Raw genomic sequence first — 13685 nt, forward strand, 5'->3', positions numbered from 1 at the left:
ATAAACCTTTTTACTTCCTTCAAGACGATAAGGAGGATGATGATGCAAAGTAAATCATTAAAAACGAGATTTATACGATCGTTACCTGGAAGGATTCGAATTGAAATTTACAAGCTAAAATACAACAAGAACATGGCGAACTTGATATTAGACCGATTTAGTCAAGCTGAAGGTATTTATCAAGTAAGTCCCTCAATTTCTACAGGAAGAGCCCTTATTACTTACGATATCAACAAGACCTCTCTACATAACATTTGCAAAATAATTCAACTTATAGAAGAACAAGTGACCAAGCGAAAGAAAACTAGTACAAATAGCAGTGAAGAAAAGAAGGAATTAATAGATTATTCATCTAGTGTAGTTTCTCGTAATAATGACACGGTTCATAGCAAAAAGGATGAAGGTGTGCCGTTACCGTTAGCACTTTCAGTTGTTGGGTTAGGTGCTTTCGGCATAAAACAATTATTTATGGGGAGATCTGCCTTAGCTAGAAGTCCTGGTCTTTTTTATGTATCCGGAGCTTTATCTGTTGTGACGGGTTATCCGTTCTTGAAGCGAGGATTCAAAAAAATGGTTGCTAGCAAAAAGGTGAATTCTGATCTTGTGCTTGGTGTAGGAACACTTGCACTTGCGCTCGCACGGGAGAATATTGTCGTGCTTGCCGGTCTTAGTCTATTAAACTACTTAAACTGGAAGCGTAGTCAAGCAAACATAAACGAAGAAAATGAGGCGTATAAAGAAAATCTCCTTTCCCCGGAGATTAAAGCCTATAGTGAAAAACAATCAAAATGGGGAATGATTTTTGGTGGAGCAACTTGGGCTTTCACTAGAAATCCTTTGCGCGGAATGGCAGTTTTATTAGCTGCTAATCCCAAACCAGCTGTCTCATCGGCAGAATATGCGTGGCGACAAGGTGATCTTGTTGCAAGAGAAAGAGGATATGTCATTCCGAGTGGTGGGTCGTTATCGCAATTATCTCGGACAAAAACGATAGTATTGGATGATACATCTCGTATATTCCAGGTCTCAGCAGAGGGAATGAGTTGTATTTCACAAGATGAAAATGACGGGCAAGTTTGGTGCACAGCCGCTTCTCTTATTGAAAAAAGTGAGCATGTTTGGAAAGAAGAAGTCGTGCAACAGGCGGCGAAAACTGGAAGAACGTTAAGAAAGGCGTTTGAAGTTCAAGTAGAGAATGAAGGGATAAAAGGTGAAATTCAAGGGATAACTTACTTTTTCGGAAGTAAAGATTTTGCCGAGCGAAATGGTGTAGATATAAGTGCGTATGAGCTGGAAGCGAAGAGACTTGAAAAAGAAGGTTTTCAAGTTCAGTTCGTCGCTAAAAATAAAAAATGCTGCGGTCTATTAGTTGGATCGAAGGTTACCATTATTCCTGAACTCAAAGAAGTAGTCAATGGGTTACGTAAAAATAAGTGGAGTATAGGCGTTTTGCAAAATAGTTTACATGTAAATCGTAACATTCTTTCTCAATACGGTGTGGATGATAGCTGGCAGCAGGGTGATGCTACCAAACGGGTGGAATTGCTTCGTTCAAATGGAGAAGAGGTATTATTTGCAACTGATCAAAATACCGATTTTTCGTCTATATCATTTGAAGAAATAAAAAATATCTCTCAATCTACAGCGTATGCAAACCGAATCAATATGTTGGTGAATGAGCATTTCCGCGCAGCGAAAGTGTGGAATGTGGTGGGAGAGATGTTAGCAGTTTGGTCTATATTCACAGCACCTGTAATCGCCTTATTTGCAAATGCTTTATCGTTAACGTTCTTATCTAGGGCGAAAAGAATGAGCGAGAAGATATTTTCTTATGGAGAATTGTCGAAAATGGATTCTTCTCAGTCAAAAGTGATTCCTGCTAAACAAGATCAAATTCCGTGGTATACATTTAATCAAGAAAAAGTGATGAATAGATTACAAGTTGAGAAACAATATGGATTAAGTGATGCACAAGTGAATATGCGAAAAGAAGAATACGGAATGAATCAAATTGAACCGAAACCGTCAGTTCCTTGGATTGCATCATTTATGGGCCAATTTAAAGAATTTACATCGCTTATTTTACTTGGAGCAGCCGGGTTATCTGTTATATCTGGTGGGTGGTTTGATGGATTAGCAATGGGGACAATTCTCGTTGTAAATGCAATAATTGGGACGCTTCAAGAACGGAAGGCGGAAAAGGTAGTTGAGGCTTTAAATCAATTCCGCGCTCCTATTTGTAAAGTAATAAGGGAAGAAGCGGAAATAGAAATATCAAGTAGTGAACTCGTTCCTGGGGATATCGTCTGCCTTAAAGCGGGAGACCGTGTACCTGCTGATCTTCGTGTTGTTAACTCGTGGAACTTAGAAATTAATGAAGCGATGTTAACGGGAGAATCACTTCCAGTTGAAAAGAAAGCTGACACTATGCTAGAAGAATGTTCGTTAGCAGAGCGAAACAATATGCTCTTTATGGGGACGTCTGTAACACGCGGTAAAGTGGTGGCAATCGTAGTGGAAACAGGTATGCGTACAGAGATGGGCTATATGATCTCCTTAATGAAAGGGGAGGAAACAGAGCCTACGCCATTACAGCAAAAGGTGACATCTATTAGTAAAACATTTATTAAAGGGGCATTTGTAGCTGGTGGTCTTGTGCTTGTAGCGGGTCTAATTAGGGGACTGCCAATTGCGCAAATGATTACAACGTCGGTTGCTCTTACTGCTTCTGCTGTTCCAGAAGGCTTGCCAATTATGATTACGATTGCTTTAAGTGCGGGTATATTCCGTATGCAAAAGCAAAATGCGCTCGTTCGGAAGCTTTCAAGTTTAGAAACGCTTGGTAGAACAACGGTTATTTGTTCTGATAAAACGGGAACTCTTACGAAAAATGAAATGACTGTTAAAGTAATTGCTACGCCAAATCGTTTATGGAGTGTAACGGGTAATGGGTATGAACCAGTAGGGACAATTGCGGATGTAACTTCATCTAAAGTTGCTGCTTCTGTAGATATGGATGTAGAAGATGCTATTTATCATGAAACGGAAAGTATGCCGCTAGAAAATCCTGATTTAGCTCGCATTCTTCAAATTGGTGTCCTTTGTAACAATAGTAAATTAGAGCAGGAAGATGACCTATGGGTTGTGAAAGGTGATCCGACTGAAGGGGCTTTATTAAGTTTAGCTTCTAAAGCGGGTGTGCTGCATGAAGATATGGCGTCATTTGAACGCCATCATGAAGAACCGTTTGATTCTGAGACGAAAATTATGAGTGTTGTTTGTAAAGAGAGTAACGACGAAGAGTTGTATAAGTTCTCGAAAGGTTCTGTAGAGGCAATTCTTCCTCGTTGTAAATGGTATCAAGATAACGGTCAAATATATCCGTTATGTGATAAGGAAAAAGAAGTCGTTTTACAACAAAATGAAAAATTTGCGGAACAGGCATTACGAGTATTAGGTTTTGCGTACAGTGCTAACGAAAATGATGATCTTATTTTTGTTGGGTTAGTCGGTATGGTTGATCCGCCAAAACCTGAAGTGGAAGAGAGTATTCATGAAGCGATTGAGTTAGGTGTGAAGCCAGTAATGATTACGGGAGATCATCCGACTACAGCGATTTCTATTGCGAAACAAACTGGGATTTGGAATCGTGAAGATCGTGTTTTAACGGGATTAGAAATTGATAACATGACAGATGAGGAATTAAAAGAAGTTGTAAAAAATACATCTGTTTTTGCTCGTGTGACCCCGGCTCACAAATTACGAATTGTAACTGCATTCCAAGCTGACGGTCAAATCGTCGCTATGACTGGAGATGGTGTAAATGATACACCGGCTATAAAAAAGGCGAATGTTGGTATTGCGATGGGGCAAACCGGAACAGAAGTAACGAAAGAAGTTGCTGATTTAATTTTGAAAAAGGATCATTTCGGTTCAATCGTTGAAGGGGTAAAAGAAGGTAGAACGATCATCGGAAACATTCGCAAAGCAGTTGGTTGTTTATTAACGGGCAATTTGGCGGAAGTATTAGTGACGAGTGCGGCTGTTATTGCAGGAATGCCGATTCCGTTAGTACCAATTCAAATTTTATTAATGAATCTTATTACCGATGCTTTACCAGCGATGATTTTAGCTGTAAACCCTGGAAACAAAACGAAGCAAACGAAACGCCAAGATATTGTTGATAAAGAATTGTATAAAAAAGTTGTGACAAGAGGAGTATTGCTTGGGGTAGGTTCGCTCGCTGTATTTGGTATTAGTTTAGCGGCTGGAGTACCTCTTCCAGTAGCGCAAACATCAGCGTTTGCGGCTTTAGTTGCCGGACAGCTCATTCAAACTTTCTCCTGGAGACAAGAGGGATCAGAAGAAACAATTCGCGATTGGTCAAAAGACCGTTTCTTTATTGCAGCGTTAGGAACGTCTTGGCTCGTATTGTTATCAGCTATATATGTACCGCCGTTAGCTCGTATATTCCATACCGTTCCGTTAACACTGACGCAATGGATACCTGTTCTTCTCGTAGCGGGTACAGTATCTAAAATTTCGAAGCCTATTATTAATTTAGTTTCATATAAGAATAATAATCTAGTAAAGCCGATAGTTTCTGAATCTGCATTATTAAAAACAGTGTAAAGGAGCAATGAAAATGATACGAAAAGTTGTTATTGGATCTACTTTAGCGTTAGCGAGTGCCGCTTTATTACCTGTCGTAAGAAATACACTTCGTCCGCTTGTTGAATCAGGAGCAAGAGGTGTGAAGTCTACTTTTGAAACAATTAAAGAAGAAGTAGAAGATATTATTGTGGAAGCGAAAATGGATAGGATGCAAAAGCAATTTGAAAAAGAACTTTCTTATGTGGAAGATGACACTACTGATGAACAAGAAATTATAGAAGCGGCAGCTGAACAAGCGCAAGATGAAGAGGAGGAGATTAAGCATGATGCATAAAGCTGTAGAAAAAGATGTAGATTATCATTTGGAAAAAGCATTAGAGCATTTTGAGCAGGCGTTAGATTTAAGTGTAAAAGCGGCATCAGAAAATAAAGCGATGCAAAAAGAGGTTGCTACGAAAATGGGATCTTTCACAGGTGAAATTTTTCACTCTGTTCGTGAAAAAGGAAAAGCAAATCGTATGAATATAATGAAATGGTTCACTCTTCCTCGCTTTTAAGGGAGGAGGGGGATTAAGTGGAAGGAATATAGGGAGTTTGTATCTCCCTTATTCATATTCCATACTATGCATGTCGCGTTAATTATCTTAATATTCAGAAATATATTCCGCGCGGAGGAGTGAATGAATTAAATGACAGCATGGATGATGGTATTAGCACTGACATTTTCATCAAGCATTGATAACTTAGGAGTGGGAATTTCTTACGGCATTCGCAACATACGAATTAGTCATTTTTCCAATCTTATCATTTCGGTTATTTGCTTTTTGTTTAGTGTGGCCGGGATTTATTTTGGGTTATGGCTTTCGAAAATTTTGCCTGGGATTATGCCAGTAGTCATTGGTTCTTTCTTATTAGTTGTCATTGGTCTTCGAATTGTATTATTAGCAATTCCTCGTAAGGTGGTAGCTGAAGATGCGGAAGGTGAAGTAGCATCTACAGAAATAAATGGTTTAACGAAAAATATAGGTGAATCTGGAGGAATCGGATTTGTAGAATCCATCTTTCTTGGCATTGGTCTGTCTGCTAATGCATTAACGAACGGATTAGGTGCTGGTTTATTCGGTTGGAATCCGATAGCGATATGTGTTGCTGCGGCAATTGGTAGTTTCATAACAGTTTGGGGCGGAGTTGCATTAGGGAGAAAGATAGCTCACGTTCGTATTGGGAAATTTACTTTAGGGCAATTTGGAACATTGATTAGCGGAACTTTACTATTAATTATTGCGTTTGCTGCGTTTTTTGATTGAGTTATCCAGCTATTTGCGGGTTCATAATCAGCGGGGATGATCAAAACCTCCACTGATTAAAGTTTCACTTTATAGAAAGAGAAAGGAATGATATTTTTAACATCAGATGAATAGAAGGTGAACGAAGTGAGATTACTTTATAAAAGGTTGAAGTACTCTGAACTTGAGGCTGAATTACAATTAGTAGAAAGTGTTTTAAGTTCAGGGTATTTTATTTTATTAGATATATTCTTTTTGTCTTCGTTATTAACAGTGCTAACTTTTTCCTTGCACCATTCATTTCTAGTTGCATTTTTCACTTTTATTAGTTCTTATATTGTTTGTAGTAGCATATTTTTTTTATTGAGAAAGTGGTTGCAATAAGTTGCTCTATTAAACTACGCAGAAAAAGCCGTCTTAAAAAATTTCGATTTTTTAAGATGGCTTTATTTTATGATTCGTAATATATGTTTACAAAATGTAAACATATATTACGAATCCCCACCTTGTAACTTGGCAAAAAAATTTGTTAATATAATTGTATAGAAGTTGTAGTTATCTTGCATGTGACAACTATGATTATTCTCATGAATAGAGGGGAATGGAATATGTCTGAAGGAACTGAAAGAAGTAATCTTGGGTTGTTATTAAAAGAATTACTGAAGGGAAAATCTTTATCGATGCGAAAACTGAGCGCGCTTACTGGAATTGATACTGCTACTATTTCAATGATTATAAATGGTAAGCGAAAAGCAAATCCAAAGCATTTGCAAAAGTTTGCAGATTGCCTCGGTGTTCCGATCGCAGATTTGTTTGTGGCGGCAGGTTATTCTATTGAAACAAAGCAGGAAGAACAATCTGATATTCAAGTATCCATTAATAGCATTGAACATTTACTTGAATCTTCACAGTTATATGATCAAAAGTTTAGTATCGCGAATGTAGAGCAACAATTGGCTAATTACGAGCAATATTCGCAAACAGAAGAAGGAAAAGAAACGATTGAAAAGGGGTTTCTTGAAAAAATTCAAAAGGTAAGTAGTATTGGTCCATTTATTAATGATTTAAAAGAATTGTATGAGAGATTTACGAAGAAGAAGGGGACAGTTGCAGAACTTGCCTTAATGGGAAGTGCGTTGATCTACTTTATATTATCAGTCGATGTGATTCCAGATTACATCTTTCCTATCGGTTATTTAGATGACGCTGTTGCTGTGCAACTTGTTTTAAATTCGCTATTGAAAAGATAAGATACTTATATGAATAGATAGATAAAGATATTTATATACCGATAGTTTGGAATATTTGTGTTGTTATGAATATACGAAAAAGGTGTACCCCGTGTTAGAACGGAGTACACCTTTTTCGTATGTTTGTAAGTTTTAGTTCACAGATCTCTCTGTATACTCATAAGCTTTCTCCCCGTGCATCGAAATATCAAGCCCCATTTGTTCTTCGTGCTCATCGACGCGAACAGGGAGGAAGAAGTTAATCGCTTTAATGATGGCGTACGTCATTATGATTGTGAATGCATATGTTGCGCCGATTGCTACAAGTTGTTTGAAAAGGAGAGATGCGTTTCCGTAAAATAATCCGTTAGCGCCATCACCGTTTACAGTAGTAGTTGCAAATAGTCCAGTTGCAATACCGCCCCAAGTTCCTCCGATGCCGTGGCATCCAAATGCATCAAGTGTATCGTCGTACCCGAATTTGTTTTTTAAGAAGAAGACAGCACCAAAACATAATATACCGCCAATTGCTCCGATAAGAAGAGCGGAGAAAGGTGTAACGAATCCGCAAGCTGGCGTAATTGCGACTAAACCAGAAACAACCCCGCAAGCAGCTCCCATCGCAGTCGGCTTCGATTGGAAGAACCATTCAGAAAGCATCCAAGTTAAAGCGGCGGCAGCGGCGGCTATATTTGTATTAATAAATGCAGTTAAAGCTACGTCATTTAAAGATAATGCACTACCGACGTTAAAACCGAACCAGCCGAACCAGAGTAAGCCTGCGCCTAACATTGTAAATGGTAAATGATGAGGAGAGGTACCGCTTATGTTTTTTCGTTTTCCTAGGAAAATAGCTAATACGAGACCAGCAACTCCAGATGTGATGTGAACGACGTTACCGCCAGCAAAGTCTAGCGCACCAAGTTCTCTCAGCCATCCGCCAACGCCCCACACCCAATGAGCGACAGGATTGTAAACGATTGTTGTCCAAAGCAGGATAAAAATAAGAAAGGCAGAAAATCGCATTCTTTCGGCGAATGCACCTGAAATTAAAGCGGGAGTTAAAATAGCGAACATGAGTTGGAACATCATAAATAAATTGTGAGGAATAGTAGATGAGTAGTCTGGGTTTGGTGCGTAGGTAACTCCGTTTAGAGCGAACCAATCGAGATTGCCGATAAGTCCGTGCCAATCTGGTCCGAATGATAAAGAATAACCGATAACAATCCATTGAATCGAAACGATAGCCATTGCGCTATAACTGTGCATTGTCGTGCTGAGTACGTTTTTACTGCGAACCATACCCCCATAAAAAAGTGCCAATCCTGGTGTCATCAACATGACCATTACTGTCGTTACAAAAATAAAAACTGTATCCCCCGTATTCATTCTCTCTCCTCCTATGATGTTAGAAAAAATAACATCTATATGTTATGTTTCATATCATATTCGAAATAAAAAGAAAAATCAACTAAAAATTCAGAAAACTTTTTAGTTAATGTTAGAAAACCTGACATGATGTATTTTGAAGGGATAAAATCAACGTATGCGATTTGCTCTAAAAATTGGTATAATATTCTTACAATTGGAAGTTTGGGGGATGCGTGTGAAAAAAATATGGACTAAGGAACTATTCATTTGTTTTTGTTTAGCTGTTATTTTGTTTGTACCAGTACATACTTTTGCGGAAGAAAAAAGGGAATGGCGAGATGAAGTTATATATTCCATTATGATTGATCGCTTTAATAACGGAGAATCGAAAAATGACAAACAGTTAGACGTTGGTAATTTAGAAGGGTATCAGGGCGGAGATATACGTGGGATTATAAAAAGATTGGACTACATAAAAGAAATGGGATTTACTACTGTTATGCTTTCGCCGCTTTTTGAAAGTGAAAAGTATGATGGATTAAGCGTTCGAAACTTTCAAAAAGTAAATGAACATTTCGGAACAGAAAATGATGTGAAAGAACTTGTAAATGAGGCTCACAAAAAAGGAATGAAAGTTGTCTTTCAATTTCCGTATGAAGAAAATGAACAACAATTAATTGACTCGATGAAATGGTGGATAAAAGAAGTCGATTTAGACGGAAGTTATGTGATACATAGTGAAAAAAAGCCGCGTGCTTTTTGGGATGAAGTACAAAAGGATTTGCAGAAGGTAAAGAAAGATTTTCACATTATGACAAAGGAAGATAATGAGTACTATAAAAAAATAGTAGAGTCATTTTCAAAAGCAGATATGTCTGTGAAACCTTTATATGATGTGAGTGGAAAAGAAGAGGAATTCGCTACGTTTTTAGATAATCAAGAAACAAAGCGATTTGCACGTATTGCAAAAGAAAATATGTATTACCCGCCGTCTCGTTTAAAACTAGCGATCACTTACTTATTAACATCCCCGGGGATACCGAATTTTTATTACGGAACTGAAATCGCATTAGATGGGGGAGATGCTCCAGATAATAGACGATTAATGGATTTCAAATCTGATGAAAAGTTTATGCAGCACATAACGAAGCTAGGTGAACTTAGACAAACGAGACCATCTTTACGACGTGGTACGTTTGAACTTCTATATGATAAAGATGGAATGAGTATACTAAAAAGAAAGTATAAAGATGAAGTAACACTAGTAGCGATTAATAATACGAAAAAAACGCAAAAGGTTTCCTTACCTGTAAGTGCAATTGGTGAAAAACAAGAGTTAAGAGGATTGTTAGAAGACGAAATTATAAGAGAAGAAAACGGAAAGTTTTATCTTGTTTTAAAGCGTGAAGAGTCGAATGTGTATAAAGTTAGCGAAGAAACAGGTGTGAATTGGTTGTTTATCTCCTTAATAGTCGGTGTGAACGTATTATTTATTGCTTTTTTAATTGCGGTTAAAAAGAAAAGATCCTCTGTATAGATAGAGGATCTTTTTTCTTAGCGATAGTTAATGAATTGTACGTCGATTGGTAAGTCAACGCTGCGAACGGCTGCAATTACTGCTTGTAAGTCATCACGGCTTTTCGCTGTTACACGTACTTGGTCATCTTGTACTTGTGTTTTCACTTTTAATTTCATTTCTTTAATGATGTTGTTGATTTTTTTCGCGTTATCTTTATCGATACCTTGTTGCAGAGTTGCACGTTGGCGAACAGTATTACCAGATGCAGTTTCAACTTTTCCATAGTCCAAGTTTTTAATTGGAACGTTACGTTTTACAAGTTTAGAAATTAGAACGTCTTTTACTTGGTCTAATTTGAACTCGTCATCAGAAGTTAAAACAAGTACTTCTTTTTCTAATTTAATATCACTTTTACTACCTTTAAAGTCATATCGGTTTTGGATTTCCTTTAATGCGATGTTAATTGCGTTTGTTACTTCAGGTAATTCTACTTTCGAAACGATGTCAAAAGAACTCTCTTTTGCCATAGTTAGCACCTCCAAATAAATTTCTATCTTTTCATGCACCTAAATAGGCTATGTAATATACATATTAAAGTATAGCGGAAAATACATCGATTAGATAGAGTGTTGCAACTTAAGTGTTTTGACGGATCATCCGTAGGGGAATATAGTCCTATAGATACAGTCTTTATTTAATTATAGTGAATTTTGGGCAGTTGGACAAATAAAGGAAAAATCGTGTTATAATTAACTTTTGTTTGGAATGATAAAAAAGATAATTTTATATATATAGAAGGGAATTAAAAAATATGTATTTGCAATTAGGATCGATTGAACAGGTAACTGTTTTACGCGAAACGGAAATCGGATATATGGTTGGAAACGAAGAGGAAGAAATCTTCCTACATAAAAACGAATTAGCTGGAGAAATTGCAGAAGGCGATACGATTGATGTATTCTTATACCTTGATCACCAAAATCGTATTTCAGCAACAATGAAGGAACCAATTATTACAACACATGATTGGAATTGGGTAAAGGTTGTAGAAGTTATTCCTAGTTTAGGTGTGTTTGTTGATATTGGTGTATCAAAAGATATACTAATTCCACTTGATGAGTTTCCAATTTATATGCCAGTATGGCCTGTGGAAGGCGACGAATTATATTGTACGTTAAAATTAACGAATCGTGATCGTTTAATTGCTCTTCCGGCAAGAGACAGTGATATGCAAGAAATTATCGTAGATGCAACGCCATCTATGCGTAATAAAAACGTAAATGGACGTGTATATCGCTCACTTCAAGTTGGTTCATTCATACTAACTGACGAGCATTTCCGTGCTTTCTTACACCATACAGAAAGAAAAGAACAAGTCCGCATCGGTGAGCGCGTAACAGGCCGTATCATTGATGTGAAAGACGATGGTACAATCAATATTTCACTTCTTCCTCGTAAAGAAGAAGGAATGGAAGATGATGCAGCAGTACTTTATGCATATATGGAAGAACGAGGCGGAGCGATGCCGTTTTGGGATAAGAGCAACCCAGAAGACATTAAAGAACGTTTCAATATGAGTAAGGCTGCATTTAAGCGTGCACTTGGTAAACTGATGAAAGAAGAAAAGATTTACCAAGAAGAAGGTTGGACTTACTTTAAGAAATAAAGTGAATGAAAAAGATCTATTTTTCTCTAGTTTGTTAGGGAATGGGTCTTTTTTGTTTTGCCATTTTCTAAAAAATACGATAAATTAATTGAATATTCATGTTATTATTTATTATTATTGATGTTTAAAATGTTAGGGGATTATTTTTTTAAGGAAATACAACAGAGAAATCTGTCATGTTTGATGGGAAAACGCAAACACACAAATTTGAATATGATGTAGATAATAAAAATACAGTGTATGTCGATGCGTTAAATCGTCGTATTGAACACACATATGATGAAAGTGCAAACAAGATTAAAACAAAAATGCCAAACGGCTCGATTTTAGAATCTGTTTATGATTCAGCAGACCGCGTCATTGGCGAAAAGAGAAATGGAAAAGATTCATTTACATTTGAACGTGATGAGAATGGACAAGTTACGAAAGTAAAAGACCATGTCAATGGTGTAGAACGTACAAAAACATACGATAAGGCAGATCGCGCCACAAGTGCAACGGATAGCCGAGGCGGAAAAGTTGACTGGGCATATCACGACAAAGCAAACAGTAAGACAGAAAAATTAAAAGAACAAACAGTAACGCAAGGTGGATACACAAATAAAGTATCGTATGACTACAACACGTTAGATCAAAACATCCGTGTGACAGACGGTTCTCAAACGTATCGATTTGATTATGATGATCAAGGAAATATTCGTACGTATACAGCCGGAAATGGTTCAGGTTCTACCTTCAACTATGATCATACGAACAAAATTAAAGATTTAGTAGTAGGTACGTCAAACAGTATTCTTCTTTTTGAACGATATGAATATGATCAAGCGGGGAACCGTACGAAGATTAAACATGAAGGTGCAGGCGGAAAAGTAACAGAAACAAACTTTATATATGACCCGATTAACCAACTATTAAACGAGACATTACCAAACGGAACAAGTAAATCTTACACATATGACTGATTTGGAAATCGTACGAGTGTGAAAGTTGTAGAGAATGGAAAAGAAGCAAAGTCTATAGCCGCAACGTTTAATGAAGGAAATCAGCTTGTGAAATTCGGAAACGAATCGTTAACGTATGATGCGAATGGCAATCGTACATCTGACGGGAAGTACAAGTATGCATGGAATGAAGATGACCAGATTGTAGCGATTACGAAACAGGATGAGAGTAATCCATTTGCAACTTATAAATACGATGAAAATAATCGTCGTATTGAAAAGAATATAAGTGGAACAGTAACACGCTACTTCTATGATGGAGATAGTATCAATCCATTGTATGAAACAGATGGAAGTGGAACTGTACTTCGTCAATATGTATATTCTACAAGTGGTACACGTCTAGCAATGAAATCGCAAGGACAAACAGTATACTACCACTACAACCCTCGTGGTGATGTAGTCGCGATGACAGATCAAAATAGAGAAGTTGTCGCAACGTATGAATATGATTCGTGGGGTAACGTATTAAAGAGTGAAGTAAAAGGTATCGCAGCAGACAATCCATTTGGATATGCGGGATACATGTATGATAAAGAAATTGGCACGTATTATCTGATGGCACGTTATTATAATCCAGATCATGGTGTGTTCTTATCGGTGGATCCTGATCCAGGTGATGAAGATGATCCGATTACAATGAATGGGTATACGTATGGTGATAATAATCCGGTGATGATGGTGGATCCTGATGGGCATGCTCCATGGTGGGTTGCAAGTGCAGCAATGGGTGCTGGTTTTGGATTAGCTTCTTATTTATACAAAAACAGGAAGAGTGGATATAGTTGGACAGGTGCTTTAAAAGCCACAGGGACAGGTGCTTTACGTGATTTGGCTTTCGGAGGAGTAGGGAGAGTTTTAGGTTTTATAACTCCTATGAAAGGGGGGCAAGACTTCTGGGGAAAACTATCCAAGGAAGAGTGACTGTCCCGTTTAAACAGGTGGGTCGTAATGTATCCCGATTGGCTAAAAATCCGAAAAAACATTTTGGAAGGCTTC

Annotated in this window: 10 protein-coding genes and 1 pseudogene; 9 read left to right on the top strand and 2 right to left on the bottom strand. The window is 37.5% G+C overall.

From position 1 onward, the window contains the following. Positions 1 to 42 precede the first annotated feature (42 nt). From ABH959_RS24815 to ABH959_RS24840, 6 genes are all read left to right on the top strand, one after another. Positions 43 to 4632 carry a cation-translocating P-type ATPase gene (locus ABH959_RS24815; protein WP_404493320.1) on the top strand — a complete coding sequence of 1530 codons (4590 nt, stop codon included), beginning with the start codon at positions 43 to 45 and terminating at the stop codon, positions 4630 to 4632. A 13-nt stretch (positions 4633 to 4645) separates the two neighbouring features. Next, the gene (locus ABH959_RS24820) at positions 4646 to 4948 is read left to right on the top strand and encodes a hypothetical protein (RefSeq protein ID WP_002087012.1); all 303 of its coding nucleotides are present in this window, start codon (positions 4646 to 4648) and stop codon (positions 4946 to 4948) included. Further along, positions 4938 to 5171, top strand: a complete 234-nt coding sequence (locus ABH959_RS24825; RefSeq protein ID WP_002134941.1) for a hypothetical protein — start codon at positions 4938 to 4940, stop codon at positions 5169 to 5171. The genes ABH959_RS24820 and ABH959_RS24825 overlap by 11 nt, the downstream gene beginning before the upstream one ends. 132 nt (positions 5172 to 5303) lie before the next feature. Further along, positions 5304 to 5921 (top strand): sporulation membrane protein YtaF, encoded by a 618-nt coding sequence (gene ytaF, locus ABH959_RS24830; RefSeq protein ID WP_404493321.1) that lies wholly within the window; start codon positions 5304 to 5306, stop codon positions 5919 to 5921. A gap of 126 nt (positions 5922 to 6047) precedes the next feature. Continuing rightward, positions 6048 to 6284: a hypothetical protein gene (locus ABH959_RS24835; RefSeq protein ID WP_002134945.1), complete on the top strand. Its 237-nt coding sequence runs from the start codon at positions 6048 to 6050 to the stop codon at positions 6282 to 6284. Positions 6285 to 6508: 224 nt separating this feature from the next. After that, the gene (locus ABH959_RS24840) at positions 6509 to 7150 is read left to right on the top strand and encodes a helix-turn-helix domain-containing protein (protein ID WP_113937661.1); all 642 of its coding nucleotides are present in this window, start codon (positions 6509 to 6511) and stop codon (positions 7148 to 7150) included. A 132-nt stretch (positions 7151 to 7282) separates the two neighbouring features. Here ABH959_RS24840 and ABH959_RS24845 read toward each other — a convergent pair whose 3' ends face one another. After that, positions 7283 to 8518, bottom strand: a complete 1236-nt coding sequence (locus tag ABH959_RS24845; RefSeq protein WP_113937662.1) for an ammonium transporter — start codon at positions 8516 to 8518, stop codon at positions 7283 to 7285. A 157-nt stretch (positions 8519 to 8675) separates the two neighbouring features. Between ABH959_RS24845 and ABH959_RS24850 the strand changes: the two genes are divergently transcribed. Beyond that, on the top strand, positions 8676 to 10037 hold the full coding sequence (locus tag ABH959_RS24850; protein ID WP_113937663.1) for an alpha-amylase family glycosyl hydrolase: 1362 nt from the start codon (positions 8676 to 8678) through the stop codon (positions 10035 to 10037). Positions 10038 to 10054: 17 nt separating this feature from the next. Here the strand turns inward: ABH959_RS24850 and ABH959_RS24855 are convergent, their stop codons facing one another. Continuing rightward, a complete protein-coding gene (locus ABH959_RS24855; RefSeq protein ID WP_002030284.1) occupies positions 10055 to 10546 on the bottom strand; it encodes a YajQ family cyclic di-GMP-binding protein in 492 nt (163 codons plus the stop codon). Between the two features lie 284 nt (positions 10547 to 10830). Between ABH959_RS24855 and ABH959_RS24860 the strand changes: the two genes are divergently transcribed. Then, positions 10831 to 11685: a CvfB family protein gene (locus ABH959_RS24860; protein ID WP_113937664.1), complete on the top strand. Its 855-nt coding sequence runs from the start codon at positions 10831 to 10833 to the stop codon at positions 11683 to 11685. Between the two features lie 152 nt (positions 11686 to 11837). Further along, positions 11838 to 13610 (top strand): annotated as a pseudogene (locus ABH959_RS24865) (RHS repeat domain-containing protein); the annotation flags it as partial. Positions 13611 to 13685 lie beyond the last annotated feature (75 nt).

This window comes from Bacillus sp. RC51 (genome assembly GCF_044908115.1).
Classification (GTDB): Bacteria; Bacillota; Bacilli; order Bacillales; family Bacillaceae_G; genus Bacillus_A; species Bacillus_A mycoides.

Coding starts and splice junctions, on each gene's coding strand:
- ABH959_RS24815 (WP_404493320.1), top strand. CDS start 43: ATGCAAAGTAAATCATTAAAAACGAGATTTATACGATCGTTACCTGGA.
- ABH959_RS24820 (WP_002087012.1), top strand. CDS start 4,646: ATGATACGAAAAGTTGTTATTGGATCTACTTTAGCGTTAGCGAGTGCC.
- ABH959_RS24825 (WP_002134941.1), top strand. CDS start 4,938: ATGATGCATAAAGCTGTAGAAAAAGATGTAGATTATCATTTGGAAAAA.
- ytaF (WP_404493321.1), top strand. CDS start 5,304: ATGACAGCATGGATGATGGTATTAGCACTGACATTTTCATCAAGCATT.
- ABH959_RS24840 (WP_113937661.1), top strand. CDS start 6,509: ATGTCTGAAGGAACTGAAAGAAGTAATCTTGGGTTGTTATTAAAAGAA.
- ABH959_RS24845 (WP_113937662.1), bottom strand. CDS start 8,518: ATGAATACGGGGGATACAGTTTTTATTTTTGTAACGACAGTAATGGTC.
- ABH959_RS24850 (WP_113937663.1), top strand. CDS start 8,676: ATGCGATTTGCTCTAAAAATTGGTATAATATTCTTACAATTGGAAGTT.
- ABH959_RS24855 (WP_002030284.1), bottom strand. CDS start 10,546: ATGGCAAAAGAGAGTTCTTTTGACATCGTTTCGAAAGTAGAATTACCT.
- ABH959_RS24860 (WP_113937664.1), top strand. CDS start 10,831: ATGTATTTGCAATTAGGATCGATTGAACAGGTAACTGTTTTACGCGAA.